Below are 25,075 nucleotides of genomic sequence, written 5' to 3'. Positions count from 1 at the left end.
AAAACAGCGTCGCCGAAACGCTGGCGCCCGTGAGGGCGTCTCGGCAGGAGTTTAACCGATGAACATCATTGAAGCGCTCGACAAAGAGCAGATCGCCAAGCTCTCGGAGAATCGCGAGTTTCCCGATTTCGAGGCCGGCGACACCGTACAGGTGAACGTGAAGGTCAAGGAAGGCGAGCGTACCCGCGTCCAGGCCTACGAGGGCGTATGCATCGCCCGTGACGGCGGCGGCATCAACCAGAGCTTCACCGTCCGCAAGATTTCCTACGGCGAAGGCGTCGAGCGCGTGTTCCCGCTCTACTCGCCGAATATCGATTCCATCAAGCTCGTGCGTCGCGGCAAGGTGCGCCGGGCGAAGCTGTACTACCTGCGTGATCGTCGCGGCAAGTCGGCCCGTATCGCCGAGCGCGTGGACCGCTCGCCGAAGGGCAAGGGCGCAGCCGCCACCGCGGCCGAGTAATCGCGCATTCCCGGCCCGGCAGCGCTGCTGCCGGGTGTAGAGGCGGGCCTGCCTGTCTTCCGTCGATGGTCTCTTGGGATCATCCGGAAGGTATGCGGTTCCCGCCTTTTTTCTTTTGGCGCGCCTGTCGCGCCGAGAGATCTCCCGTGCAGATCTCTCGTGCAGATCTCTCGTGCAGATCTCCCGTGCAGACCTCTTGTGCGGACCTCCTGTGCGGTATTGATTGTCGGATCTTTTTGGATCTGCTAAAAACTAGGCATTATGATCGTGCAATGCTCTCATGATCGGTTGTTACCGGCCTCGTCGCGCGCCTTGCGGGCGCGACCGGTGGTGACGACGCATGAGTTTGCTGCGCTTCACGATCACGCGCGTCTGCCGGGGCGGTTCTTCGGACGTCTGACCACGGCCGCGAATGCGCAACTTACGGTGATCTGACGCCGGACCAGCCGGCTCATATGTCGTGTGCGGACGTCGTCCGCACATGCGGCCGTTTTCGATGGCTCCAAAGCCGCAGCCATCCTCGCAGTTGAGATCATCACGCCATGAAGCCTCGTACCCTCTACGACAAGATCTGGGACGACCACGTCGTCGACGAACAGCCCGACGGCACCTGCCTGCTCTATATCGATCGTCACCTCGTGCATGAGGTGACGAGCCCGCAGGCCTTTGAGGGCCTGCGCGTCGCCGGCCGCAAGCTGCGCGCGCCGCAGAAGACGCTGGCTGTGGTCGATCACAACGTCCCGACCAGCGATCGCTCGAAGGGCATCGATGATCCGGAGGCGGCCACGCAGGTCGCGGCCTTGGCGGAAAACGCCCGCGACTTCGGCGTCGAATATTACAACGAGCGCGACGTGCGCCAGGGCATCGTCCATGTCATCGGGCCGGAGCAGGGTTTCACGCTGCCGGGCACGACAATCGTCTGCGGCGACAGCCACACCTCGACCCATGGCGCCTTTGGTGCCTTGGCCCACGGCATCGGCACGTCCGAGGTGGAGCATGTGCTCGCTACCCAGACGCTGATCCAGAAGAAGGCCAAGAACATGCGCGTGACGGTGGACGGGCAGCTGCCGCCCGGCGTCACCGCGAAGGATATCGTGCTGGCCATCATCGGCGAGATCGGCACGGCAGGCGGTACCGGCCATGTCATCGAATATGCCGGCGAGGCGATCCGCGCCCTGTCCATGGAAGGCCGCATGACGGTCTGCAACATGACGATCGAGGGCGGCGCCCGCGCCGGGCTCGTCGCGCCGGACGAGAAGACCTACGCCTATCTGAAGGGCCGCCCGAAGGCGCCGACCGGCGCTGCCTGGGACGAGGCCGTGCGCTTCTGGGACAGCCTGAAGACGGACGAAGGCGCGGTCTTCGACAGCGAAATCCGCCTCGACGCCGCCAGCCTGCCGCCGATCGTCACCTGGGGCACGAGCCCCGAGGACGTCGTCGCGGTGACCGGCGTCGTGCCCAATCCGGACGACATCCAGGACGAGAACAAGCGCAACTCCAAGTGGCGCGCGCTGGACTATATCGGCCTGAAGCCCGGCACGAAGATCACGGACGTGACGGTCGATCGCGTCTTCATCGGCTCCTGCACCAACGGCCGCATCGAGGACATGCGTGCGGCTGCCGCCATGGTGCAGGGCAAGACCGTGCACCCCAGCGTCAGCGCCATGGTCGTTCCGGGTTCCGGTCTGGTGAAGCTGCAGGCCGAGGAAGAAGGGCTCGACGTCATCTTCCGTGAGGCGGGCTTCGACTGGCGCGAGCCGGGCTGCTCCATGTGCCTCGCCATGAACGCCGACAAGCTGAAGCCGGGCGAGCGCTGCGCGTCGACCTCGAACCGCAATTTCGAAGGTCGCCAGGGCTTCAAGGGCCGCACGCATCTCGTGTCGCCGGCGATGGCGGCGGCGGCGGCGATCGCCGGGCGCTTCGTCGATATCCGGGACTGGAAATGACCGCGGGTGGGCCGTCGCCGGTTGGCGCGGCCGCTTCGACAGCCGCAGGCGGACTTCTGCTGCGGAAACTGGTCCTGGCGGATGCGGCAGAGCTTCTGCCGTTGATCGCCGCCTATGGCGAGGCGCTCACGCATGGCGAGGGTAATGGCGACAAGCCTGACCTCGCCTATGTCGCGCAGCTTCTGGCGGAACCCGGGGTCAACATTCGCGGCGCGTTCGCCGATGAGGCTGCTGGGCGCAAGCTGGTCGGTTTCGCCTTGTACTACGATCTCCCGGAGGCTATCTCGCGCCGGCGGGCGGGCCAGATCGACGATCTCTACGTCGTTCCGGAGACGCGCGGGCGCGGTGTTGCGCGGTCGCTGATCGCCGATATCGTTGCCGAGGGACGCCAGCGCGGCTGGATCCAGTTGCGCTGGATGGTCCCTCACGACAATCTGGTCGCGCAGCAGCTCTATGATCGGATTGCCGAGACCGGCCCCTGGAAGAGCTATGTGATCTGGCTCGAACCGGGCATCTCCTGGTGATGCGAGGGCTTTGCCAGGCCAGGGTGGACGATGACGAAGGGTGATGAGGAGCGGGCCCGGGAGGCGAAGGAAACGCTGGAGCGCGTGTCCCGCGACAGCGAGGCGATCGCCGATTCCAGCGTTGCGCGTGTCGTCCGCCACATGACCGGCGCCGATGCGCCCGTGTTGCCGGACGGGCGGCGGGATCCCATCGAAGTCTGGGGGCGCCGCATCGGGCGGGCGATCGGTGTGGTGGTGGTGATTTATCTCGCGGTGTCGCTGATCATGCAGATGCGGGGTTGATGCGATCATCGCACGGGGCTCTGAACGGAGATTGACGGCGTGGCATCAGTGGAGAATCTGGCGGCCGGATCGGCAACCGCCTGGGCGGCTCGGATGGCCCCCAGCCTGGCGGATATAGAGGTTTTGGCGGACCGCGCCTTGGCCCAGCTGCCGGAGACCTTCCGCGAGCTATGCCGCGGCGTCGTCCTGACGATCGAGGATTTTCCCGACGATGAGACGACCGAGGAGATGCAGCTCGAGAGCCCGTTCGATCTGCTCGGCCTGTTTCGTGGACATGGCCTCGCGCAGCAAGGGGCCGGCCCCTTGAGCGGGCAGATGCCGAACATGGTCTTCCTCTACCGCCGGCCCATCCTCGACTATTGGGCCGAGCACGAAGAGACGCTGGGCGCAATCGTGACCCATGTGCTCGTCCACGAGATCGGACACCATTTCGGCCTGTCTGATGAGGATATCGAGGCGATCGAGCGGGAAGCCGGTTGATGCGATCTGCGGAGCATGGGAGCTCCGGATGCTTGGAATTTGGTTGGAAGGACTGGACGGATGGATAAATTCACTACGCTGACCGGCGTCGCGGCGCCGCTCGAGATCGTCAATGTCGACACCGACATGATCATTCCGAAGCAGTATCTGAAGACAATCAAGCGCACCGGTCTCGGGACGGGTCTTTTCGCCGAGATGCGCTTCAATGAGGACGGTTCGGAAAACCCCGATTTCATCCTGAACAAGCCGGCCTACCGCAAGGCCCAGATTCTCGTCGCGGGCGACAATTTCGGATGCGGCTCGTCGCGCGAGCATGCGCCCTGGGCGCTGCTCGACTTCGGCATCCGTTGCGTGATCTCGACGTCCTTTGCCGACATCTTCTACAACAACTGCTTCCAGAACGGCATTCTGCCGATCAAGGTCTCGCCTGAGGACCTCGACAAGCTCATGGATGACGCCAAGCGCGGCGCCAACGCCACGCTCACGATCGACCTCGAGAGTCAGACGATCAAGGGACCAGACGGTGGCAGCATCAGCTTCGATCTCGACCCCTTCCGCAAGCATTGCATGCTCAACGGCCTCGACGGCGTCGGCCTGACCATGGAGAAGCGGGAGGCAATTTCCGCCTACGAGACCAAGGCGAAAGAGACGCATCCCTGGCTGTGAGGGCGTGGATCTCACGACGCGGTTGCTGTTGAGCGAGGGCTCTGCGTGCTTCGAGGCTCGCCTAGCCAAATGCTTGCCAATTCGTCGCGGAAGGTCTTAAACCTCCGGCATCATTCAACTCGGCGTAGTCTCGCGAGGCATCATGGCATCCTTCAATCTCCTTCTCCTCCCCGGTGACGGGATCGGTCCCGAAGTCATGAGCGAGGTGGAGAAACTCGTTCGCTGGTTCGACAAGGAAAGCGGCAACCGCTTCGAGACCGAGCGCCATCTCGTGGGCGGCTCGGCCTATGACGCGCACGGCGTTGCCATCACCGACGAGGCGATGGGGCTCGCGATGGCGTCCGACGCCGTGCTGTTCGGCGCCGTCGGCGGACCGAAATGGGACAAGGTTCCCTACGATTGCCGCCCGGAGGCCGGCCTGCTGCGGCTCAGGAAGGATTTGGAGCTCTTCGCCAACCTGCGTCCGGCGATCTGCTATCCGGCCCTCGCCGACGCTTCCTCACTGAAGCGCGAGCTGGTCGAGGGGCTTGACATCCTCATCGTCCGCGAACTGACCGGCGGCGTCTATTTCGGCGAGCCGAAGGAGATCGTGACGCTGGAGAACGGTGAGAAGCGCGCCGTCGATACCCAGCTCTACACGACGCATGAGATCGATCGTATCGCCCGCATCGCCTTCGATCTCGCCGGCAAGCGCCGCAACAAGGTGGCTTCCGCCGAGAAGCGCAACGTCATGAAGTCCGGCGTCTTGTGGAACGAGGTCGTCACCCGCGTGCACGGCGACTATCCCGGCGTCGCGCTGGAACATGTGCTCGCCGACAACTGCGCCATGCAGCTCGTGCGCAATCCCAAGCAGTACGACGTCATCGTCACCGACAATCTCTTCGGCGATATCCTCTCGGATGTGGCGGCGATGCTGACCGGCTCGCTCGGCATGCTGCCTTCCGCGGCGCTGGGCGCGGTTGATCCCGCGACAGGCAAGCGCCGCGCGATGTACGAGCCGGTGCACGGCTCGGCGCCGGATATCGCCGGGCAGAGCCTCGCCAATCCGATCGCCATGATCGGCTCCTTTGCCATGGCGCTGCGCTATTCCTGCAATCTCGTCGCGGAGGCCGATCTCCTGGAGAAGGCGGTGGCGAATGTGCTGGGCAGCGGCTTGCGCACGCGGGATATCGCCGCGCGCGGCGCCAATGCGGCGAGCACCGGCGAAATGGGCGATGCCATTCTCACAGAGCTGCAGCATCTCGCCCGCTGAACGCTCGCAGGCTTCTGACAGGTTTTTTTGGAGGAGCGCCTTGAGCGCTCCTTATTTCTTGAAATCGAAGCTTGCCACCATCGGCGACGCATCGGGATGGAAATAGGACACCGTCCAGCGGTTCGGCATCGTTTCGAGCTCTGCGTTATAGGCCTTGGCGCCTTCGACATAGTCGCTGCGCGCCACCACCATGCGCTGCTCGTGGTCGGCCAGCTGCGCGAGGAGTGCCTTGACCTTGGGGTCTGCGGCATCGGCGGGATGGGCGTTGACGAGATCGAGCACTTCGCCCAGCGCATCGGAGAGTGCATCCTGGGTCGCCATGAAGGCCCGCAGCTTGTCGGGTGAATAGGGCGTCGCGGGATCCGGCGGCAGGGTCTCGATGTCCTCGCTTGCCGTCACGATGCGTTCGCGCAGCTTGTCGGGGGCCTCGACGCGGATCGCGAGCGCGACCATCGCCGGCACGACCGCGGTGCGCGCCTTGAATTCCTTTTCGACGCTGCTCCAGGCTGCCACGGCATTCTCGGCGCGGACGGGAATCTCCGCGGCGCTATTCCTGGCGAACACGACCGTTGCCGCACCGAAACACACCGCCATCACAACGGCGACAACGCTGATGAACGCCCGTGACCTCATGGTCAGACTTCCTCGATCGTCAATTGAAGAGATGACATGGCTGTGAGGCCAGACGCGTGCCGGAACAATCGGGCTGCCGTCATCATAGCTCGCGCCCCGCAGTGCGGCCTGCGACGGCCCAATGGACAAGGCCTGCGAGCGCGCCGGTCAGGAACAGCACCAGGGTGATATCGGCCTCGCCCTGGGTACCTTCGGCGGATCCTCGGGCGATCCAGGGCAGGGCCGCGGTCAGGACACCGGTCATGCCGGAATACCAGACGAAGGAGCGCCAGCCGGCGAATTCGCCGATGAGGGCAACGACGGCGGGCGGCAGAGCCACGATGCCGACGGTCAGCGTCCAGAGAACCAGAAGCGCTCCGCGCGGGGCCGCTTCGGGGTCTCCGGTCGCCGTCAGGGCATCCAGAAAGGCGAACAGGCTGGCGAGGCTCAGGCCGGCGAAGAGCCGGCCGAGCGCCGGCTGGAAGGTCGCAGCCGCCAACAGGAAGATGAGGCTCGCTGTCACGGCGCAGCCGATACCGAGCGGTACAAGCAGAAAGCGCGCGAGGAGGCGCATCGGTCAGTCTCCGGCGGTGAACAGGCCTTCGGCACCGATGCCGGTCTCCGCCATCAGGCGCGCCCGCGCCCGGAGCTTTTCCGTCTCGCTCTTCAGCTGGCCGCAGGCGGCCAGGATGTCGCGCCCGCGCGGCGTGCGCACGGGGCTTGCATAGCCGGCCCGAAACACGATGTCGGAGAATGTCTCGATCGTGTCCCAGTCCGAGCACGCATACTGGGTTCCCGGCCAGGGATTGAACGGAATGAGATTGATCTTGGCCGGAATGCCCTTGAGCAGTCGCACGAGCTCGCGGGCATCCGACGGGCTGTCGTTGACACCCTTCAGCATCACATATTCGAAGGTGATGCGGCGCGCATTCGAGACGCCGGGATAATTGCGGCAGGCCTCCAGCAGCGCGGCGATCGGATATTTCTTGTTCAGGGGCACGAGCGTGTTGCGCAGGTCGTCCCGCACGGCGTGGAGGGAAATGGCCAGCATCGAGCCGATTTCCTCGCCGGCGCGGGGAATCATCGGAACGACGCCGGACGTCGACAAGGTGATACGCCGCTTGCCGAGCGACAGGCCATCGCCGTCGGCCACCACGGCCATGGCGTCACGGACATTGTCGAAATTATAGAGGGGCTCGCCCATGCCCATCAGGACGACATTGGTGACGAAGCGGTTGCCGTCGCCGGGCAGGAGACCCTGCTCGCGCGCACCGGGCGGTGGCGACTGGCCTGGCCAGTCGCCCAGTCGATCACGCGCCACCACGAGCTGCGCCACGATCTCGGCGGTAGTGAGGTTGCGCACCAGCTTCTGCGTGCCTGTGTGGCAGAAGGAGCAGTTCAGCGTGCAGCCCACCTGGCTCGAGATGCAGAGCGTCGCGCGGTCCGCTTCCGGAATATAGACGCATTCGATTTCCGGGCCCAAGCCCTTCAACTTTTCGTGAGGCGCAGTCGGTGCCATGCGCATCAACCATTTGCGCGTGCCGTCACGCGATACCTGCTCGGTCACTACCTCGGGGCGGGCGAGCGTGAAGGCATCGCCGAGCCGGGCACGCAGATCCTTGCCGATCGTCGTCATGGCGCTGAAATCGGTGGCCCCGCGCTGGTAGATCCAGCTCCAGAGCTGGGCTGTGCGCATCCTGAGGTCGCGCTCCGGCACACCGATCGACGAAAGGGCCGTCTTGAGTTCCTGCCGCGTTGCGCCAAGCAGCGAGGGGCTTTGGGCACCCGCCGGGCCGTCGGCGCCGACGGGCGCATGCACCACGGCCGCCGCCGGGGGGCTGCTGCGTCTGGCAAAGTCGAGCGATACCTCGGCCATGGACAATCATCTCATATATCGACGCATTCTTCCAAAGGCCGATGCCGGGTGTCCCGGCGATCCAGTGGATATGCATAGGGTTGTCGGTCGGAGCTGCGGCTCGTCGCCCGGATGGTAGCCACCAAGGGTGACAAGCGCTCCACGTGCAATGTGATGCGCCGCTATAGCATGCTCGTCACAGGACGGCCATGCCGATTGCATATCGGCGCCACGCCCACCGCGATGGCGAGCGCGCTACACATGCATACGGCGCAACATGTGCATGTGGCGCCACTTGTGCGTGCGGCGCAACTTGGGCGCCGCACGGGTTGACATCAAACGCGGAGCAAATCCGTTTGGATGGACTCGTCTGATACCATCCAAACCGGATTTGCTCGTCAATTTATGCGCGAGTCGGGAAGCCGTCTATTTCCGGCATTCGGCGGCGGCACGCTCAAGCGCCTGGGTGAAGCCTGCCAGCGAATATTCGTCCGTCAGGTTGCTGCCGCGGCGCGACTGCGACTTCACGATAAGCTTGGCGCCGCCGCGAAAAGCGGCGAGGACCCGCGCTTCCTCAGCGGGGTTTTTGACCCAGGCGTTGGTATCTTTCGTCACGAGGGCGAATTTCGCATCGCCCACCGTCGCCGAGGCCTCTGCACCTTCCTTCGTCGGGAAGCCCATCACGAGGCTGATTTCGTTTCGGACGTTCTCAGCCGGTCGCGTGGAAATGAAGAGATAGGCAGGGTCGCGGTTCAGCCCCGGAGGCAGGCGTGTCTTGGGCTGCGAGAGCGCATAGCAGACCTTGTTGCGTCCCTGGCCCGAGGCATAGGCGCCCCAGTCGCCTGACGAGGCGAGAAGCACCGCCTGGCCCTGGCTGGCGGCGCCTTGCGCCGTCGCGCTGGTCGCTGTTGCTCCGTAACCGCACAAGAGCAGCGTGACCATGAAGAAGCCCCGAAGGGGCTGGAAGGAGAGATGCCGAATCATGAACGCATGTTACTCCCCGCAGCCCGCAGGAAAAGCGGGCGCGTTCCCTTAACCGTGTTCTGTACCATGATATAGAATCTTAGGCATAATTTTCCCTGAACGGGGGATGCGTAACGCGCGAACGTTAATGGCGTCTGCTGCTCAGACGTCCATGTCCGACAAAGTTTCGTGAGCGCGACGGCGATGGTCGTCGGTGATGGATGTGGCAACGCCCGCGATCGCAGCGGCAAGGAGCGCCATGTCGTCGCCATAGCCGAGCAGCGGAATGATGTCGGGAACAGCATCCATCGGCAGGATGAAATAGGCCAGCGCGCCGTATAGCACCACCTTCACGCGGCGTGGCGTCTTCGGATCCAGCGCGCAGAAATAGGCGGCGACGAGATCGTTCGCAAAGGGCATATGGCGCGCCACACGCTTCAGGGCTGGCCAAAACCCGCGCTTGACCCGCACCTCTGCGTCGCCCTCCTCCACCTTCGCCCGGCGCCGGATTTCGGCCATTTCCTCCGGCGTCAGCCGATGTTCGAAACCGGAACCAGCGACATCGCCAGTAGCCATCGCAGCGTGCATCCTTCCTCGTGGTTGGCGGCTTGCCCGCTCACACCGCCCTGAAACATGGGAGGAGGCGGGCGTCGGCGCAAGCGCCGCAGAGCGGGAAATGGTCAGATCAGCGGATAGACGGCCTCGGTGATATAGGGCCCGCCTCCTACTGAGGCACGCGCCGACATGAGGACGAAATGGTCCACCGCAAAGCTGATGGACCGGGGTGCGCTGCGCGTCGCGAGATAGTCCGCGACGTCGAGCGGCGAGGCGTCGCGCAGCCGTGCCAGGGTGACATGAGGGGTGAACTTGCGGGTTTCGGGCGCAAGGCCGGCGCGGCGGCAGCGTCGTTCAAGATCTGCCTGCAGCTCTGCCAGGAGCGCGGTCGGCGTCACGCGGGCGATGATCGCGCGGGGCCTTGCGCCGCCGAAACTGTCGAGACCCTCGATGGTGACATCGAACGCGCGGCGGTGGATTTCGGCCAGCGTCTCGTCGATGTCGCGGGCCGTCGGCTCGTCGATATCGCCGATGAAGCGCAATGTGATGTGGTAGTCGGCCGGTTCCATCCAGCGCGCGCCCGGCAGCCCGCCGCGCAGGCGAGACAAGGCACCGGCGACATCTTCCGGGACGGAGAGAGCGGAAAACAGGCGCGGCATGGTCTTCTCCTCAAACGTGTTCCGTTCTCGTCTTGTGTCATCCCCGGCGGCCGGCCAAGCCGGCCGGGAAGGGGATCCATGATCCGCGTCATGATCCATGGATCCCCTTCCCGTCGCTACGCGACGCCGGGGATGACACCCGTGGTTTCCAAGCGCCGGTGATTCCGAAGAATTCCCTGTTTTGAAGGGCCTGTGTTTCCTGGGTATCCGGTACCCCCTTGTTCGCCACCGGAAGGCCAGACCGGAGCTCCGAGCTGGCGTGAATGTCGATTCAGCCTACGGGCAGGGATTCTGGTGCAGCAGATGGATATTGTTGATCTGTTGCTCTAGTTCCTCCGTGAGCGTGAGGTCGATCGCATCGATATTGGTCTTGAGTTGGTCGAGGGTGCTCGCGCCGACAATGGCAGCCGTCACGAAAGGCCGGGACAGCACGAAGGCGAGCGCCATTTGCGCCGGATCAAGACCAACTTGGGCTGCAAGGCCGAGATAGGCATCGAAGGCTGCCTGCGCCCCCGGCGTCTCGTAGCGCTGCAGCCGGTTATAGAGCTGCTTGCGGCTGCCTTTGGGCAGGGCGCCGTTCTGGTATTTGCCGGTGAGATAGCCCTGCGCCAGTGGGGAATAGGCGAGAAGGCCGGTATTCTCGCGCATCGCGACCTCGGCAAGGCCGAGCTCGAAGGTGCGGTTGACCAGCGAATAGGCGTTCTGGATGGACTGCACGCGCGGTTTGCCGTGCGTCTCGGCGGCGTGGAGGAAGCTCATCGTCCCCCACGGGCTCTCGTTGGAGAGGCCGATGAAGCGCACCTTGCCGGCTTTGACGACATCATCGAGGGCGTCGAGAATCTCCGGGATCGGGTTCTCAGGGCCGGTTGTCGGTTTGAAGATGGTTGAATTGGAGCCGAACTGGCTGACGGCGCGATCCGGCCAGTGCAGCTGGTAGAGATCGATGTAATCCGTCTTCAGACGCCTGAGGCTCTTGTCGACCGCCTCATGGATCTGGGCGCGGTTGAGTTCACCGGATACGCCGCCGTCCCGGAACCAGGTATTGGGGGTGCGGCCGACGATCTTCGTCGCGAGGATGATCTTGTCGCGCTGGCCGCGCTCCATGAACCAGTCGCCGATGATGCGCTCCGTGGAGCCCTGGGTCTCGGGCTTGGGCGGCACCGCATAAAGCTCGGCGGTATCGAAGACATTGATGCCGCGCTCGACGGCATAATCCATCTGGGCGAAGCCTTCGGCCTTCGTGTTCTGATCGCCGAAGGTCATTGTGCCCAGGCAGATACGGCTGACGTCGAGGCCGGTGCGGCCGAGTTTGGTGTAACGCATGGAGGGAAAGTTATCCGGGTCTCGTGGATCTTGGTCGAGGACGTGAGGGGTGAAGCCGCTGAAGGCCGTCTGCCGTCAGCGTTGGGGCAGGGACGAGATAAACTGCGCGACGGTCGGCACGATCGCGGTTGCGATACGCCGCACGCCCTCGGCCGTCGGATGGAGCCCGTCGGGAAGGTTGAGCGACGGGTTGCCGGCCACGCCGTCGAGGAAGAAGGGATAAAGCGCAACGCCATGGGCCTTGGCAAGGTCCGGATAGATGGCGTTGAAGCGCGCGACGTAGTCGGCGCCGAGATTGGGAGCCGCCTGCATTCCGACGAGTAGCACGGGGATATTGCGCGCCTTCAGCCGCGTGATGATGGTGTCGAGCGTGGCCTTGGTCACCGCCGGGTCCATGCCGCGCAGCATGTCATTGGCACCGAGTTCGAGAATCACGCCTTGCGTGCCGTCGGCAACGGACCAGTCGAGCCGCGCGAGACCCGCTGCCGCCGTATCGCCCGAGACGCCTGCATTAACGAGTTCCACCTTGATTCCCTTCTCGGCCAGCATCGTCTGCAGCACCGGGGGAAACGCCTGATTGGCGGGGAGGCCATGACCGGCCACGAGGCTGTCGCCCAAGACCACGATCTTCGGCGGTTCGGCGGCGCGAGACGGAAGAGCCATGAGGGTGAGGAACAGGGCTATCGTGAGAAACAGGGCCACAAGGTGCGCTGGCGCACCACGGCGGTAGGAGGGCAGGCGAGACAAACATTGGATCACGATGCGATCTCTCCCATATGACGGTGGTCGTGTATGTCCGGCGTCGTCACGCTGTTGCCGCTCCTGGATCACGACCGGGGATCGGACGGAGATGTCCTCGGCATGTTATGTCCTGCCCATGGCTTTTGTCCGGTCCATGGCGTTGCCCGGCATGATCGATGGATTGTGATGATGGCCGCGGCGGCCGTTGCTGTAAGGCGGACGAAGGGGGCGCGGCCGGATGGGCATGATCGGAGCGGAGCGTATGGAACCTACGGTGGAAGCGGATCGGCGCACTGTTCACGATAGTCTCCAGGACAAGCTGACGTCTCCCGCTTCGCAGGCCGGCTCCGGACAAACTGTGCCGCAGGAGCACCCCAAGGCCAATGCCGCCGTGACAGCCGCGCCCACCGATATGGCGATCCGGCTCGCGGACGTCCATCTCAGTCTGGGTCATGCGGCCGCGCGCGTCCATATCCTGAAAGGGATATCGCTCGCCGTGCGCCCCGGCGAGGCCATCGGGCTGGTCGGCCCATCAGGTTCGGGCAAGTCGACACTCCTCATGACCTTGGCCGGCCTTGAACGTGCGGATCGGGGAGCGGTCATCGTGGCGGGCCAGGAGCTCGGCGGCCTGGACGAGGACGCGCTGGCGCGTTTTCGCGGCCGCAACATCGGCATCGTCTTCCAGTCCTTTCATCTCGTGCCCACCATGACGGCGCTGGAGAATGTCGCCCTGCCGATCGAACTGACCGGCGGGCGCGACGCCTTCGAGCGGGCCGCGGCCTCTCTCGAGCGCGTGGGGCTCGGCCATCGCCTCCATCACTATCCGTCCCAGTTGTCCGGCGGCGAGCAGCAGCGCGTTGCCATCGCCCGGGCGACCGTCGGTCATCCGCCGATTCTGGTCGCCGACGAACCCACGGGCAACCTCGACGAGGCGACGGGGAGCAGCATCGTCGAGCTGCTGTTCGACCTGAAGCGCGACCGCCACGCGACGCTGGTGCTCGTCACCCACGATCCAAGCCTTGCCGCGCGATGTGATCGCGTCGTGCACCTCCGATCCGGCCTGGTCGAGGCAGACCATGCGCCCGCCAACCTGTGAGGAATAGCCCCGTGCCGGGTTTCGTCGCTGATCGGTCCGCCTGGAGCGGCCTCGCTCTGGTCTTCAAGCTGGCGCTCCGGGAGATGCGCGGCGGCCTGCGTGGCTTCGGCATTTTTCTCGCCTGTGTGGCGCTGGGCGTGGCCGCCATCGCGGCGGTAGGTTCCGTCGGGCGCAGCCTCACGGATGGCCTCGCCGCCCAGGGCCGGCTCATTCTCGGCGGTGACCTCAGCTACTCGCTCGTCCAGCGGGAGGCGACGGAAGCCGAGCAGGCCTTTCTCGCCGCCCGCGGCGACCTGTCCAGCGTCGCGACGCTCCGCGCGATGGTGGTTGCCGGCGAAAAGGGCTCGGCCCTGGTCGAGGTCAAGGCCATCGACGATCGCTATCCGTCGCTCGGGACGCTGGAGACCGACCCGCTGTTGGCGCGTGATGCCCTGGGGGCGACGGACGGCGCCTATGGCGCCTTCGCCGATCCCGTGCTGCTCGCGCGCCTTGGCCTGAAGGCCGGGGACAGGGTGTCGCTGGGGCACCTGCCCGTGATCCTCAAGGCGGCGATCGTCACCGAACCGGACAAGGTGGTGGCCGGGGTCGGCTTCGGGCCGCGGCTCATGATCTCGCAGGAGGCGCTGAAGGCCTCCGGGCTTCTCCAGCCCGGCAGCCTCGTGCGCTGGACCTATCGGCTCGTGCTGCCGCCGGGCGCCGACGGTGATGCGGCTTTGGCCTCGGTCCAGACCACAGTGAAACAGGCTTTTCCGGAAGCCGGCTGGGAGATGCGAAGCCGCCTCGAGGCCGCGCCGCGCCTCGCCCGCGAGATCGAGCGCTTTACCCAGTTTCTCACCCTCGTCGGCCTGACGGCCTTGCTTGTCGGCGGTGTCGGCGTGGCGAATGCGGTCAATGCCTTCGTCGACCGCAAGCGGCCGTCGATCGCCACTTTGAAGAGCATCGGCGCGCCCGGCGGACAGGTGGTGGCGATCTATCTCCTCCAGGTCATGTTGATGGCGCTGATCGGCGTCGCGATCGGCATGGCGCTGGGCGCGACCGTGCCCTTCCTGCTCTCGACGGTGGGGCGCACGCTCATTCCGCTGCCGCTCGAACCGAGCTTCGCGCCGCTGGAGCTGGCGCTGGCCGCCCTCTACGGTCTCCTCACGGCTTTCGTCTTCGCGCTGCTGCCGCTCGGCCGCGCCCATGACGTGCCGGTGACGGCGCTGTTCCGCGCGGCGGTGCAACTCGACCGGCGCATGCCCCGCCGTCGCTATCTCGTCGCGCTGGGGATCGCCATCGCGGCGCTGGTGACGGTCGCGGTGGTCTTTTCCTACGACCGCTGGCTCGCCCTGATATTCGTCGCCGCTGCCGCTGCCGTCTTCCTGCTGCTCCGGCTGGTGGCGAGCGGCCTGATGCGCCTGGCGCGCGCGCTGCCGCGGGTGCAGCGGCCCGCGGTGCGGCTCGCGATTGCCAATATCCACCGCCCGGCGGCCCCCACGCCGTCGCTCGTGCTGTCGCTCGGGCTCGGGATCACGCTCATCGTCACGCTCGCGCTGATCGAGACCAATCTGCGCAACCAGCTCACCGGTAGCCTGCCGGCTGAGGCGCCGAGCTTCTTCTTTCTCGATGTGCCCGGCAGCCAGGCCGAGGACTTCCGGGCCTTTCTGGCAAAGGAGGCGCCCGGCGCGAAGATCGAACAGGTGCCGATGATGCGGGGCCGGCTGTTGACCCTGAAGGGCGAGCCTGCCGAAAGCTACCAGGCCCCGGAGGATGTGCAGTGGGTGCTCGATGGCGACCGCGGCATCACCTATTCCGCGACCGTCCCCGAGAACTCCAAGGTCGTGGCCGGTGCATGGTGGCCGGCCGATTACGCCGGTCCGCCTCTCGTCTCCTTCGAAAGCGAGATCGCCGAAAAGCTCCGCCTCGGCATCGGGGACGTCATCACCGTCAACGTGCTTGGCCGCCGGATCGAGGCGCGCATCGCCAATCTGCGCAAGCTGGAATGGCGATCCCTCGGCATCAATTTCGTGATGGTGTTCACGCCGAACACCTTTGCCGGGGCCCCCCATACCGACCTCGCGACGCTGAGCTGGCCGCGCGGCCAGATTGCCGACAATGCGCTGATCACGCGGGAGGCGGCGCTGCTGCGCGCCGCCGCTGAAACCTTTCCCGTCGTGACGAGCGTGCGCGTCCGTGACGCGCTGCAAGCGGTCGACGACATGGTGTCGCAACTGGCGCTCGCTGTTCGTGCTGCCGCTTCGATCGCGCTTGCGGCCAGTATTCTGGTGCTGGCGGGCGCCATGGCGGCGTCGCATCAGGCACGGCTCTACGATGCGGTGGTTTTGAAGACCATCGGTGCCACCCGCGCGCATCTCCTGACAGCCTATATAATCGAATATGGGGTGATCGCCCTGGCGACGGCCGTCTTCGGGTTCATGGCAGGCTCGATGGCCGGATGGCTCATAATAACGCGCGTCATGCGGCTGAGTTTTGACTTGTCGCCGATGAGCACGATATTGGCGGCCCTCGTCGCGGTTGTGGTCGCGGTGGGTATCGGTCTCGCAGGGACATGGAGAATACTTGGCCAGAAGCCTGCGCCTTATTTGCGGGATTTGTAGCAGAACGCACTCCGGCGCTTGCATTGCCTCGCCGTTAATCTTTACGAAACGTTAATGTTCGGTCTTAGGTCTTGCCTCAGTACAGGGACTGAGCGCGCGGCCCTTGTATCGCGGGCGGCGATGTTCCATATTTCCTGTGCTGCCAATATGTCGCAGCATAACGCTATTCGGAGTTTCGAGAGGGAATCATGTCGGATCTGAACCGCAACACCTACGCCTACGGCAGCGGTGTCGCACGGGCCGGAACCGCAGAGCTCGACCAGGGTCTGCGGGCCTTCATGCTCGGCGTCTACAACAACATGGTTCTGGGCCTGGCCATCACGGGTCTGGCAGCGCTCGGAACCTATATGGCGGCTGTCACCACTGACCCGGCTGCGGCGGCCGGCCAGTTCAGCAATGGCCTGATGCTGACGAGCGTCGGTGTCGCGCTGTTCAGCTCGCCTTTGAAATGGGTGGTGATCTTCGCGCCGCTCGCGCTCGTCTTCTTCCTGAGCTTCAGGATCGCGAGCCTGCAGCCCGCCACGGCGCGCCTGATGTTCTTCGTCTATGCCGCGCTCGTCGGACTGTCGCTGTCGTCGATCTTCCTCGTCTACACGCATGCGTCGATCACGCGGGTGTTCTTCATCACCGCGGCGACCTTCGGTGCGCTCAGCCTCTACGGCTACACGACGAAGCGTAACCTGTCGGCGATGGGGTCGTTCCTCATCATGGGCCTGTTCGGCGTCATCATCGCCTCGCTGGTCAATCTCTTCCTGGCGTCGACCGCGCTGCAGTTCGCCATCTCGGTGGCGGGCGTGCTGGTCTTCGCCGGCCTGACCGCCTGGGACACCCAGCGGATCAAGGAGATGTACTATGAGATGGACGACAGCGCCTCGGCCGCCCGCAAGTCGGTGCTCGGCGCGCTGATGCTCTACCTCGACTTCATCAACATGTTCGTCATGCTGATGCAGCTCTTCGGCCAGCAGCGCAGCAGCTGATAAGGCTGTCGGATAAAACGAAAAGCCCCGGTTCGCCGGGGCTTTTTTTATCGGGTAGCTCTTGTCGGTCGTTGTTCAACACGAGCGCAGCAACCGGGGGATATCTTGACCATCACTATCGATGTCGCCTTGGTTCATCGGCTTGTCGCCGAGCAATTCCCTGATTTGGCGCATCTGGCGATATCGCCGGTTGTGCCGGGCGGGTGGGACAATCGCACCTTTCGTCTGGGCGACAACATGCTCGCGCGCTTGCCGAGCGCTGATCGTTATGTCGCGCAGGTCGCGAAAGAGCATCGCTGGCTCCCCGTGCTGGCGCCTCATCTGCCATTGCCCATCCCGGTCCCTCTGGCCAGGGGCGAGCCAAGCCAGGACTATCCTTGGCCCTGGTCCATCTATCGCTGGCTTCCCGGCAATCCCGTGGCGCGCGAACCGCAAGCCGATCTCAATCGCGCGGCACGCTCGCTTGCCGACTTTCTTGGGGCGCTGCATCGGATAGATGCCCGTGATGGCCCACCACACGGAGACCATAATTTTCATCGTGGCGGTCCGCTTGCGGTGTATGCGCGAGAGGTTCAGGCGGCGCTGGCCGTCCTTGGCGAAACGGCTGAAACCGGTGTTCTCAGGGATGTGTGGGCCAATGCGCTCGAATCGCAATGGGAGCGCCCGCCGGTCTGGGTCCATGGGGACGTATCGGGTGGCAACCTGTTGGTTCGCGATGGTGATCTCAGCGCTGTCATCGATTTCGGCAGTTCCGCGGTGGGCGACCCGGCATGTGATCTTGTGATCGCATGGACCCTGTTTTCGGGCGAAAGCCGTGCGACTTTTCGAGCGGCGCTCTCCCTCGATGAGAAGACGTGGCGCCGCGCCCGAGGCTGGGCGCTATGGAAGGCCCTGATCACGGTTACTGCGCCTGATATCGGTCAGGATGGGGCCGAGGCGTCATGGCGGGTGATTGCTGATGTATCGGCCGACCACCGGCAAGGCCTTCAGACGTAAGGCCCCTCAGCCCACCACGCGCAACGACCGGTCGAGCACGCTGATCACGCGGGCGAGGTCATGGCCGCGTTTCAGGATGAGGCCTGAAGCCGTGATGACACTGTAGGCGCCTTGTCGGCGTGCAAGCCTCAAGTCTTTCTCGATGCGATACATCGGCACCTCCGATGTCCGCCGGAATACGGAGAAGACTGCCCGGTCCTTCAGGCAGTCTATGGCGTAGTCCCGCCATTCGCCGGCTGCGACCTTGCGGCCGTAGAGATTGAGGATTTCGCGAAGTTCCAGCCGATTGAACGATACGACCGGCAACGCGCTCGGCTGGGAGCCGGCTGGCGGAAGCTCGGTGGGCGAAGGTCGGCTTTGCGCCGCGAAGGGGAGGACGGATCGGCTCGATAACCGGCTTGATGAGGGACCGTTGCCCGCCGCTGCCGCGATCGCCACCTCTTCGATGCGATACGCCGGCGGCGCGGACAGGTCTGGCTCGATATCCGAGCTACCCTCCTCGCTCATTCCGCCACCCTGTTCCTGTCTTCCGTGACCAACAACGGCCAGCACAACGGAAGCAGCCGCCACGCCGACGGCTGTACCGGACGTGGACACAGCCCACGCCGCACCAGTCATGATGGGGTGCGTCGCCCTGTCATGCAAGCGTCATGAGCGGTACCGGGGCCGGCCCTTATCCCGCTCCCCGCTTGATTGCGACAGCACCTCACCGCCGGAGCGGCCGCCGCGATCGATATATCGCAAAATCCACATTTCCGCCGCAGAGAGGCCCAGCGGCGGCCCAACTGCCCGGCGATAACGTCATTGTTGCCTCGGTGGCTCGGTATCACTCGATGCCGGAATACGTCAGCCCCCCAGCCCCCCGGTGTCAGGGGGATGCCGGGCCACTTGGCAACGCGTAACGAGTACCTGACTTCAAAAAGGCCGGCGTTCAGCGCCGGCCTTTTCTTATGCGCCTCATCGGTCTTTCCGTCGCGTCCGGTGCTTCGGGTCCTGATCGAACGAGTGTCACGCCCTGCGGCGCCGCTCATTCTTTGCGCCTGCCTTCGCCTTGTCGGGCAGGTGTGCAAACGACCGTTCGATGCCTTCGCGCTCTTTCCGTATCTCTCGGGTTGCCATTGTGGCACAAGCGGCTAAGGCTACTGCGAGCCAGACAACGGGCTGACGAGAACACGGGCTGCCGTTGCCGCAGCAGGAGACTCGGGGGAGGCGTCCGCATCGATCATGATGGAAGCATCAGGCTGGAGGCTTGCCTTCGGGCTTGATCCGGGATGTGGAGCGGTTTTCGCGCGCTCACCCGGATTTCTGATGAATCCGTGGTTTCCGGGCGGCGGACACTGCCCAGGTCATGATTGCTGCACATCCCTCGGCTAGCCTGTTTCAGGAGACGTGCGGCAAACGGCGTCTGCACGAACAGGACATAGGGAGTTATGGGTATGGTGTCGCCGAAGCCGGATCTTGCGAAGCCCCATAGGCATGGGAGAACCGATTCTGTGGGCGCGTCTCCGGGGCTTCTCGATGCGGCAGGAACACGGTCCCACGTGCCGGCCACAGGGGATGCGAGCGACACGGAGAGAAACCGTCTGATCGCGTCGGTCGACGCAGTGCTGCGAGACCGCGCACCCTCCGTTCCGGAAGGCTTCACGGCCAAGCTCTTTGGCGCGACGGCGATCGAGGATCTCGAGCGCTACGCGGCTGATGAGATCGCGGCCCTCGCAGCCGACGCTTTTGCCCATCTCGCCGAGCCCCGGCGGCGAGGCGAGGCGCCCGTCGTCAAGCTGATCGATCGCGATATCGAAGGGAATGGCCCGCCGCGCCAGATCACGATTCTCGAAGTCGCCAACGACAATATGGCATTCCTGCTCGATTCCACCCTGGCGGCGCTGATCGCCCAGGGATGGGAGGCGGCCTTGGTCGCCCATCCCATCATCGTGGTTGAGCGCGATGGCGACGGCCGGCTTGTCAGGATTATTCCGGACCAGCAGGCGGACGAGTCCGACCATCGGGAAAGCCTTATCCATATCCATCTCGATCGCATCGACGACGAAAGGGTGCGCGCAGCGCTCGTCGAGGAATTGGCGCGGACCTATGCGGAGGTGAGGCAGGCGACCGACGACTGGAGCGAGATGCGTGACCGGCTGCGCGGCGCCATCGACGTCGTCAGGTCGTCGCCTGCCAGCATGCCGAGGGAAGCGGTGGAGGAGGCGGGCGATTTCCTCTCCTGGCTCGCGGACGGCAATTTTACCATCCTCGGAATCCGCGAATACAGTTTCGCCGGCGGCGACACCAGCGCCGACCTGGTGGAGGGGTCGGGTCTCGGCATCCTGCGCGATCCGTCCGTCCGGATTCTGCGGCGCGGGCGCGATATGGTGATCATGACACCGGAATTGCGGGCTTTTCTCGCGCAACCGGTGCCGCTCATCGTGACCAAGGCCAATGTCAAGTCACGCGTTCATCGCCGTGCCTATCTCGACTATATCGGCGTGAAGCTGTTCTCGCGGGATGGCCTGCTGGAAGGCGAGCTGCGGATTGCCGGCCTGTTCACTGCCGATGCCTATACGGGCACGACGCGGGACGTACCCTATCTCCGCCACAAGGTGGCGCAGGTTGTGGCACGCGCGCGTTTCGACCCGGCGAGCTATTCCGGCCGGGCGCTTCTCTATGTGCTCGAGGATTATCCGCGTGACGAATTGTTCCAGGTCGATGTCGAGACGCTCTATCGCTTCTGCCTGGAAATCCTGAAATTGACGGAACGGCCGCGGTTGCGCGTCCTCGCCCGTCTCGATGCCTTCGATCGCTTCGTGTCCGTATTGGTCTACATCCCGAAGGACCGTTACGACACCGAGGTGCGGCGCCGCGTCGGCGACTTCCTCGCGCGGACCTTCGACGGCCATGTCTCGGCGGCCTATCCGGCCTATCCGGAAGGGCCGTTGTCGCGGACGCATTTCATCATCGGCCATCACGAGGGCAATATCCCGGTGGTCGACCGGGAGACGCTGGAAGCCGGCGTGCGCGCCATCGTGCGGACATGGCGCGATGCGCTTGGCGAATTGCTCGACACGGCCATCGGCGGCCGGCGCGGCCGCGTGCTCGCCGAGCGCTACGGCAATGCCTTCGGCGCAGCCTATCGCGAGTCCTACAGCGGCAGGGCTGTCGTCGCGGATATCGATATCCTCGAACAGCTCAGCGCCGAGCGGCCCTGGGCGGTGGACATCTACCGCCGCGACGGTGATGACGACACGAGCGCCAATCTCAAGGTGTTCTCGCGCGGGCGTCCGATGCCGCTGTCGGAGCGGGTGCCGTTGCTGGAAAATCTCGGTTTCCGCGTGGTGAACGAGCGAACCCATCGCATCTTTCCCGCGGGGGCAGGGGATGACGCGCGGGTTTGGCTGCACGATATGCGGCTGGAGCGCGCTGCGGGCGGCGCCATCGACGTGGAGGTGCTGCAGCCCGCCATTGAAGCCGCACTGATGGCGCTGTTCAGGGACCTGACCGAATCCGACGGCTTCAATGCCCTCGTGCTGGAGGCGGGTCTCGGCTGGCGCGAGGTTGCCCTCCTGCGCTCGCTCGCCATCTATCTGCGTCAGATCGGCGTGCATTTCAGCATGGGCTATCTCGCCGGCGCGGTGACACGCCACGCGGCGATCGCGACGGAGATCATCGCGCTCTTCTACGCGCGTTTCGACCCGCGCCTGGACGAGGCCACACGGTCGACACGCCAGGTCGAGATCCACGCCCGGATCGAGGAATTGTTGCAGGGCGTGGCGAGCCTCGACGACGACCGTATCCTGCGGCGTTTCGTCAATCTCATCGACGCCGCCATCCGCACCAATTTCTTCCAGGTGGACAAGGATGGAAACCCGCGCCGCACCATCGCGGTCAAATATGCCTGCGCGAAGGTCGACGGCCTGCCGATGCCGAAGCCGCTCTACGAGATCTTCGTGCATTCGCCGCGGGTGGACGGGGTCCACCTGCGCTTCGGCAAGGTGGCGCGCGGCGGCCTGCGCTGGTCCGACCGGGCGCAGGATTTCCGGACGGAAGTGCTGGGCCTCGTCAAAGCGCAGCAGGTGAAGAACGCGGTGATCGTCCCGGTGGGCGCGAAGGGTGGTTTCCTGCCGAAGCGCCTGCCGGCCCCCGGTGATCGCCAGGCCTTCATGGCGGAAGGCGCCGAGGCCTACCGCATCTTCGTGTCGTCGATGCTCGATATCACCGACAACCGTGAGGGGGAGGCCATTATCCATCCGCCGCTGACGGTGCGCTATGACGATGACGATCCCTATCTCGTCGTCGCTGCCGACAAAGGCACCGCCACTTTCTCCGACCTCGCCAACAGCATCTCGGCCGATCACAAGTTCTGGCTGGGCGATGCCTTCGCCTCCGGCGGCAGCCAGGGTTACGACCACAAGAAGATGGGCATCACCGCCCGCGGCGCGTGGGAAGCGGTGAAGCGGCATTTCCGCGAGCTCGACATCGACATCCAGGCGACGCCGGTGCGAGTGGCCGGCGTGGGTGACATGTCCGGTGACGTGTTCGGCAACGGCATGCTGCTCTCCGACCAACTGAAGCTCGTCGCCGCCTTCGATCATCGCGACATCTTCCTCGACCCGAATCCGGATCCGGGGCTTGCCCATGCCGAGCGGCGGCGGCTCTTCGATCTGCCGCGATCGAGCTGGCAGGACTACGACAAGGCGCTGATCTCCGCGGGTGGCGGCGTTTTCTCGCGGACCGCCAAGTCGATTGCGCTGTCGCCGGCCGCGCAGGCGGCCATCGGGCTCATGCAGGATCACGCGTCGCCGCAGGAGGTGATGGCGGCAATCCTGAAGGCACCGGTCGACCTGTTGTGGTTCGGCGGCATCGGCACCTATATCCGGGCGAGCACCGAAACCGACGCCGAGGCCGGCGACCGCAACAACGATCCCATCCGCATCACCGGTGCGGCCGTGCGCGCCCGGGTGATCGGCGAGGGCGCCAATCTCGGCATGACCCAGCGCGGGCGCATTGAGGCAGCGGAGGCCGGCGTCCGGCTCAACACCGATGCCATCGACAACTCGGCGGGCGTCAACACCTCCGACGTGGAGGTCAATATCAAGATCGCACTGGCGCCGCCGGTGCGCGAGGGTCGTCTCGACGAGGCGGGCCGGGACAGTCTGCTCGTGGAGATGACCGACGAGGTGGCCCGCCTCGTGCTCACCAACAACTACCTGCAGACCTTGGCGATCTCGCTCGCCGAACGGCGCGGAACGGGGGAACTCGGCTTCGCCCGGCGGCTCATGCGGGTGCTCGAAGCGGAAGGGCGCCTCGACCGGGGGGTGGAGTATCTGCCGGACGACGCCTCGCTCGCCCAGCGCCAGCAGCGCGGGGACAGCCTGACGCGACCGGAAATCGCCGTCATTCTCGCCTATGCGAAGCTTGCCCTCTATGACGCCATCCTCGAAAGCCCGGTGCCGGACGACCCCTATCTTGCGGGTGAACTGATGCGCTACATGCCGAGGCCCTTGCGGGAGCGTTTCCCGGATGCGGTCGCCGGCCATCGCCTGCGCCGGGAAATCATCGCGACGCAGCTTGCCAACGCCATCGTCAACCGCGGCGGACCGACGATCATCACGCGCCTCGCCGATGAGACCGGTGCCGATGCGGCGACGATCGCCGCGGCCTATGCGGCGGTGAGGGATTCCTACGGGCTGATCGAGCTCAATGCCGGCATCGATGCCCTGGACGAGCGCATCGGCCATTCCGCCGACGCGATCAACGCGGCCATGCAGCTCGATCTCTATGCGGGATTGCAGGACCTCCTCATCGACGGGCTATCCTGGTTCATCCGCAACGCCGATTTCCATGCGGAGGGCATTCAGAAAATCGTCGCGCGGTATCGGCGCGGCATCGCCGCGGTGGAAGCGGCCTTGCCGGCGGCGCTGCCGCAGGATGTCAGCGAAGCGCTCGATGCGCGCAGCACGGGCCTTGCCGAAGCGGGCATTCCGGCCGCGCTGGCGCGACGGCTCGCCGCTTTGTCGGAACTCGGCGCGGCGCCGGACATCGTGCGCATCTCCCAGGCGAATGATCGCGATGCCGGCGAGGTGGCGGCCATCCATTTCGCCGTCGAGAACGGTTTTCGCCTGCGCGAGCTCGCGGCGGCCGCACGCGCGCTGCCGGTGACAGACTACTACGACCGGCTCGCCCTCGGCCGGGCGCTCGGCGGCATCGCCAGCGCGCACCGGCGCCTGACAACCGCCGTCGTCGCCACCGGCACGCCTGCCGGGGACGCTGCTGCAGCGCGCGAGGCCGTGCGCCTCTGGGCGGAAGCCCGCGGTGGCGAGGTGGAGCGCATCCGTTCGACCGTCGAGAGCATAGCGGCGTCGGGGCTGACGCTGTCGCGCCTGACGGTGGCCGCCGGCCTGATCGGGGATCTGGTGAAATCATGACACCGCGACCTTGCCAGCCCGTCGATCCGCCGGAATTCGGCCCGGCATTCCGCAAGCAGCTGGAGGAGCTCCTGGCGTGGCGGCGCGACGTGCGCCGCTTCACGGGGGCGCCCATGCCGGAGGGCATGCTGCGGCATCTCATCGAGATCGCGGTGCTCGCCCCCTCCGTCGGCAACAGCCAGCCGTGGCGCTTCGTCGAGGTCGTCAACCCGGCGCGGCGACAGGCCATCATCGCGGAGTTCGAGCGTTGCAACGCCGAGGCGCTCAAGAGCTATGACGGCGCACGCGCGGCCTCCTATGCCACGCTGAAGCTTGCAGGCCTGCGCGACGCGCCGACCCATCTCGCGGTTTTCAACGAAAACGAGCCCGAGGCCGGGCATGGCCTCGGCCGGCGGACGATGCCGGAAACCCTGCATTATTCCACCTTGATGGCGATTCATACGCTGTGGCTTGCAGCGCGTGCCGAGGGTCTCGGCATGGGCTGGGTCTCCATCCTTGATCCTGAGCGCGTCAAGCTGGCCCTTGACGTCCCGCCCTCATGGTCGTTTATCGCCTATCTGTGCATCGGCGAGCCTTGCGAGGAACATCTCGATCCGGAGCTCGTCCGCCACGGCTGGCAGGAGACCTTGCCGATCGAAGCCGTTCTTCACAGCCGCTGACCGTGCAAGGCCC

Annotated in this window: 22 protein-coding genes; 13 read left to right on the top strand and 9 right to left on the bottom strand. The window is 65.2% G+C overall.

Annotation, left to right across the window (positions count from 1 at the left end; genetic code table 11):
- The first annotated feature begins 58 nt into the window (after positions 1 to 58).
- The 7 genes from rplS (at position 59) to leuB (ending at position 5,610) form a co-directional block, all read left to right on the top strand.
- Positions 59 to 460, top strand: a complete 402-nt coding sequence (gene rplS / locus C7450_RS12735) for a 50S ribosomal protein L19 (RefSeq protein WP_110374836.1) — start codon at positions 59 to 61, stop codon at positions 458 to 460.
- A gap of 542 nt (positions 461 to 1,002) precedes the next feature.
- The gene (gene leuC, locus C7450_RS12730; RefSeq protein ID WP_110374835.1) at positions 1,003 to 2,406 is read left to right on the top strand and encodes a 3-isopropylmalate dehydratase large subunit; all 1,404 of its coding nucleotides are present in this window, start codon (positions 1,003 to 1,005) and stop codon (positions 2,404 to 2,406) included.
- Positions 2,403 to 2,930, top strand: a complete 528-nt coding sequence (locus C7450_RS12725; protein ID WP_110374834.1) for a GNAT family N-acetyltransferase — start codon at positions 2,403 to 2,405, stop codon at positions 2,928 to 2,930. Before leuC ends, C7450_RS12725 begins: the two co-directional genes overlap by 4 nt.
- Positions 2,931 to 2,960: 30 nt before the next feature.
- Complete coding sequence (locus tag C7450_RS12720) at positions 2,961 to 3,212, top strand: hypothetical protein (RefSeq protein WP_110374833.1); 252 nt, start codon at positions 2,961 to 2,963, stop codon at positions 3,210 to 3,212.
- Positions 3,213 to 3,305: 93 nt separating this feature from the next.
- Positions 3,306 to 3,692, top strand: a complete 387-nt coding sequence (locus tag C7450_RS12715; RefSeq protein WP_110375118.1) for a metallopeptidase family protein — start codon at positions 3,306 to 3,308, stop codon at positions 3,690 to 3,692.
- 60 nt (positions 3,693 to 3,752) lie between these two features.
- Positions 3,753 to 4,358, top strand: a complete 606-nt coding sequence (gene leuD, locus C7450_RS12710; protein ID WP_110374832.1) for a 3-isopropylmalate dehydratase small subunit — start codon at positions 3,753 to 3,755, stop codon at positions 4,356 to 4,358.
- A 142-nt stretch (positions 4,359 to 4,500) separates the two neighbouring features.
- Complete coding sequence (gene leuB / locus C7450_RS12705) at positions 4,501 to 5,610, top strand: 3-isopropylmalate dehydrogenase (protein WP_110374831.1); 1,110 nt, start codon at positions 4,501 to 4,503, stop codon at positions 5,608 to 5,610.
- 51 nt (positions 5,611 to 5,661) lie between these two features.
- On the opposite strand, the gene C7450_RS12700 is transcribed toward leuB, so the two are convergent.
- From C7450_RS12700 to C7450_RS12665, 8 genes are all read right to left on the bottom strand, one after another.
- On the bottom strand, positions 5,662 to 6,243 hold the full coding sequence (locus C7450_RS12700; protein WP_110374830.1) for a LemA family protein: 582 nt from the start codon (positions 6,241 to 6,243) through the stop codon (positions 5,662 to 5,664).
- 82 nt (positions 6,244 to 6,325) lie between these two features.
- Positions 6,326 to 6,796, bottom strand: coding sequence for a hypothetical protein (locus C7450_RS12695; RefSeq protein WP_110374829.1), 471 nt, complete (start codon positions 6,794 to 6,796; stop codon positions 6,326 to 6,328).
- Between the two features lie 3 nt (positions 6,797 to 6,799).
- A complete protein-coding gene (gene rlmN / locus C7450_RS12690; protein WP_110374828.1) occupies positions 6,800 to 8,098 on the bottom strand; it encodes a dual-specificity RNA methyltransferase RlmN in 1,299 nt (432 codons plus the stop codon).
- 405 nt (positions 8,099 to 8,503) lie between these two features.
- Positions 8,504 to 9,061 carry an invasion associated locus B family protein gene (locus C7450_RS12685; RefSeq protein WP_245449678.1) on the bottom strand — a complete coding sequence of 186 codons (558 nt, stop codon included), beginning with the start codon at positions 9,059 to 9,061 and terminating at the stop codon, positions 8,504 to 8,506.
- Positions 9,062 to 9,202: 141 nt separating this feature from the next.
- Complete coding sequence (locus C7450_RS12680) at positions 9,203 to 9,616, bottom strand: YkvA family protein (RefSeq protein ID WP_110374827.1); 414 nt, start codon at positions 9,614 to 9,616, stop codon at positions 9,203 to 9,205.
- Between the two features lie 104 nt (positions 9,617 to 9,720).
- Positions 9,721 to 10,254, bottom strand: coding sequence for an RNA 2',3'-cyclic phosphodiesterase (gene thpR / locus C7450_RS12675; RefSeq protein ID WP_110374826.1), 534 nt, complete (start codon positions 10,252 to 10,254; stop codon positions 9,721 to 9,723).
- A 276-nt stretch (positions 10,255 to 10,530) separates the two neighbouring features.
- Positions 10,531 to 11,577, bottom strand: coding sequence for an aldo/keto reductase (locus tag C7450_RS12670; RefSeq protein WP_110374825.1), 1,047 nt, complete (start codon positions 11,575 to 11,577; stop codon positions 10,531 to 10,533).
- Between the two features lie 75 nt (positions 11,578 to 11,652).
- Positions 11,653 to 12,279, bottom strand: coding sequence for an arylesterase (locus C7450_RS12665; protein ID WP_410369392.1), 627 nt, complete (start codon positions 12,277 to 12,279; stop codon positions 11,653 to 11,655).
- 451 nt (positions 12,280 to 12,730) lie between these two features.
- On the opposite strand from C7450_RS12665, the gene C7450_RS12660 reads away from it, so the two are divergent.
- The 4 genes from C7450_RS12660 to C7450_RS12645 all read left to right on the top strand — a co-directional run bounded on the left by C7450_RS12660 (position 12,731) and on the right by C7450_RS12645 (position 17,984).
- Positions 12,731 to 13,414, top strand: a complete 684-nt coding sequence (locus tag C7450_RS12660) for an ABC transporter ATP-binding protein (RefSeq protein ID WP_110375115.1) — start codon at positions 12,731 to 12,733, stop codon at positions 13,412 to 13,414.
- 11 nt (positions 13,415 to 13,425) lie between these two features.
- Positions 13,426 to 16,011, top strand: a complete 2,586-nt coding sequence (locus C7450_RS12655) for an ABC transporter permease (RefSeq protein ID WP_245449676.1) — start codon at positions 13,426 to 13,428, stop codon at positions 16,009 to 16,011.
- A gap of 188 nt (positions 16,012 to 16,199) precedes the next feature.
- A complete protein-coding gene (locus C7450_RS12650) occupies positions 16,200 to 16,988 on the top strand; it encodes a Bax inhibitor-1/YccA family protein (protein ID WP_110374823.1) in 789 nt (262 codons plus the stop codon).
- A gap of 105 nt (positions 16,989 to 17,093) precedes the next feature.
- Positions 17,094 to 17,984, top strand: a complete 891-nt coding sequence (locus tag C7450_RS12645) for an aminoglycoside phosphotransferase family protein (protein WP_245449674.1) — start codon at positions 17,094 to 17,096, stop codon at positions 17,982 to 17,984.
- Positions 17,985 to 17,990: 6 nt separating this feature from the next.
- Here the strand turns inward: C7450_RS12645 and C7450_RS34515 are convergent, their stop codons facing one another.
- A complete protein-coding gene (locus tag C7450_RS34515; RefSeq protein ID WP_170147246.1) occupies positions 17,991 to 18,416 on the bottom strand; it encodes a DUF2794 domain-containing protein in 426 nt (141 codons plus the stop codon).
- Positions 18,417 to 19,525: 1,109 nt separating this feature from the next.
- On the opposite strand from C7450_RS34515, the gene C7450_RS12635 reads away from it, so the two are divergent.
- Both C7450_RS12635 and bluB read left to right on the top strand, forming a co-directional pair.
- Positions 19,526 to 24,403, top strand: a complete 4,878-nt coding sequence (locus tag C7450_RS12635) for an NAD-glutamate dehydrogenase (protein WP_425351206.1) — start codon at positions 19,526 to 19,528, stop codon at positions 24,401 to 24,403.
- Positions 24,397 to 25,062 (top strand): 5,6-dimethylbenzimidazole synthase, encoded by a 666-nt coding sequence (bluB, locus tag C7450_RS12630; RefSeq protein ID WP_425351205.1) that lies wholly within the window; start codon positions 24,397 to 24,399, stop codon positions 25,060 to 25,062. Before C7450_RS12635 ends, bluB begins: the two co-directional genes overlap by 7 nt.
- Positions 25,063 to 25,075: the final 13 nt, after the last annotated feature.

This window comes from Chelatococcus asaccharovorans, assembly GCF_003201475.1.
Classification (GTDB): domain Bacteria; phylum Pseudomonadota; class Alphaproteobacteria; order Rhizobiales; family Beijerinckiaceae; genus Chelatococcus; species Chelatococcus asaccharovorans.
The sequence above is the reverse complement of the archived record's forward strand: the minus strand, read 5'-3'. Positions and strand labels throughout refer to the sequence as shown.

Excerpts from the sequence above, each read along its gene's own strand:
- rplS (WP_110374836.1), top strand. The coding sequence starts at position 59 with ATGAACATCATTGAAGCGCTCGACAAAGAGCAGATCGCCAAGCTCTCG.
- leuC (WP_110374835.1), top strand. The coding sequence starts at position 1,003 with ATGAAGCCTCGTACCCTCTACGACAAGATCTGGGACGACCACGTCGTC.
- C7450_RS12725 (WP_110374834.1), top strand. The coding sequence starts at position 2,403 with ATGACCGCGGGTGGGCCGTCGCCGGTTGGCGCGGCCGCTTCGACAGCC.
- C7450_RS12720 (WP_110374833.1), top strand. The coding sequence starts at position 2,961 with ATGACGAAGGGTGATGAGGAGCGGGCCCGGGAGGCGAAGGAAACGCTG.
- C7450_RS12715 (WP_110375118.1), top strand. The coding sequence starts at position 3,306 with ATGGCCCCCAGCCTGGCGGATATAGAGGTTTTGGCGGACCGCGCCTTG.
- leuD (WP_110374832.1), top strand. The coding sequence starts at position 3,753 with ATGGATAAATTCACTACGCTGACCGGCGTCGCGGCGCCGCTCGAGATC.
- leuB (WP_110374831.1), top strand. The coding sequence starts at position 4,501 with ATGGCATCCTTCAATCTCCTTCTCCTCCCCGGTGACGGGATCGGTCCC.
- C7450_RS12700 (WP_110374830.1), bottom strand. The coding sequence starts at position 6,243 with ATGAGGTCACGGGCGTTCATCAGCGTTGTCGCCGTTGTGATGGCGGTG.
- C7450_RS12695 (WP_110374829.1), bottom strand. The coding sequence starts at position 6,796 with ATGCGCCTCCTCGCGCGCTTTCTGCTTGTACCGCTCGGTATCGGCTGC.
- rlmN (WP_110374828.1), bottom strand. The coding sequence starts at position 8,098 with ATGGCCGAGGTATCGCTCGACTTTGCCAGACGCAGCAGCCCCCCGGCG.
- C7450_RS12685 (WP_245449678.1), bottom strand. The coding sequence starts at position 9,061 with ATGATTCGGCATCTCTCCTTCCAGCCCCTTCGGGGCTTCTTCATGGTC.
- C7450_RS12680 (WP_110374827.1), bottom strand. The coding sequence starts at position 9,616 with ATGGCTACTGGCGATGTCGCTGGTTCCGGTTTCGAACATCGGCTGACG.
- thpR (WP_110374826.1), bottom strand. The coding sequence starts at position 10,254 with ATGCCGCGCCTGTTTTCCGCTCTCTCCGTCCCGGAAGATGTCGCCGGT.
- C7450_RS12670 (WP_110374825.1), bottom strand. The coding sequence starts at position 11,577 with ATGCGTTACACCAAACTCGGCCGCACCGGCCTCGACGTCAGCCGTATC.
- C7450_RS12660 (WP_110375115.1), top strand. The coding sequence starts at position 12,731 with ATGGCGATCCGGCTCGCGGACGTCCATCTCAGTCTGGGTCATGCGGCC.
- C7450_RS12650 (WP_110374823.1), top strand. The coding sequence starts at position 16,200 with ATGTCGGATCTGAACCGCAACACCTACGCCTACGGCAGCGGTGTCGCA.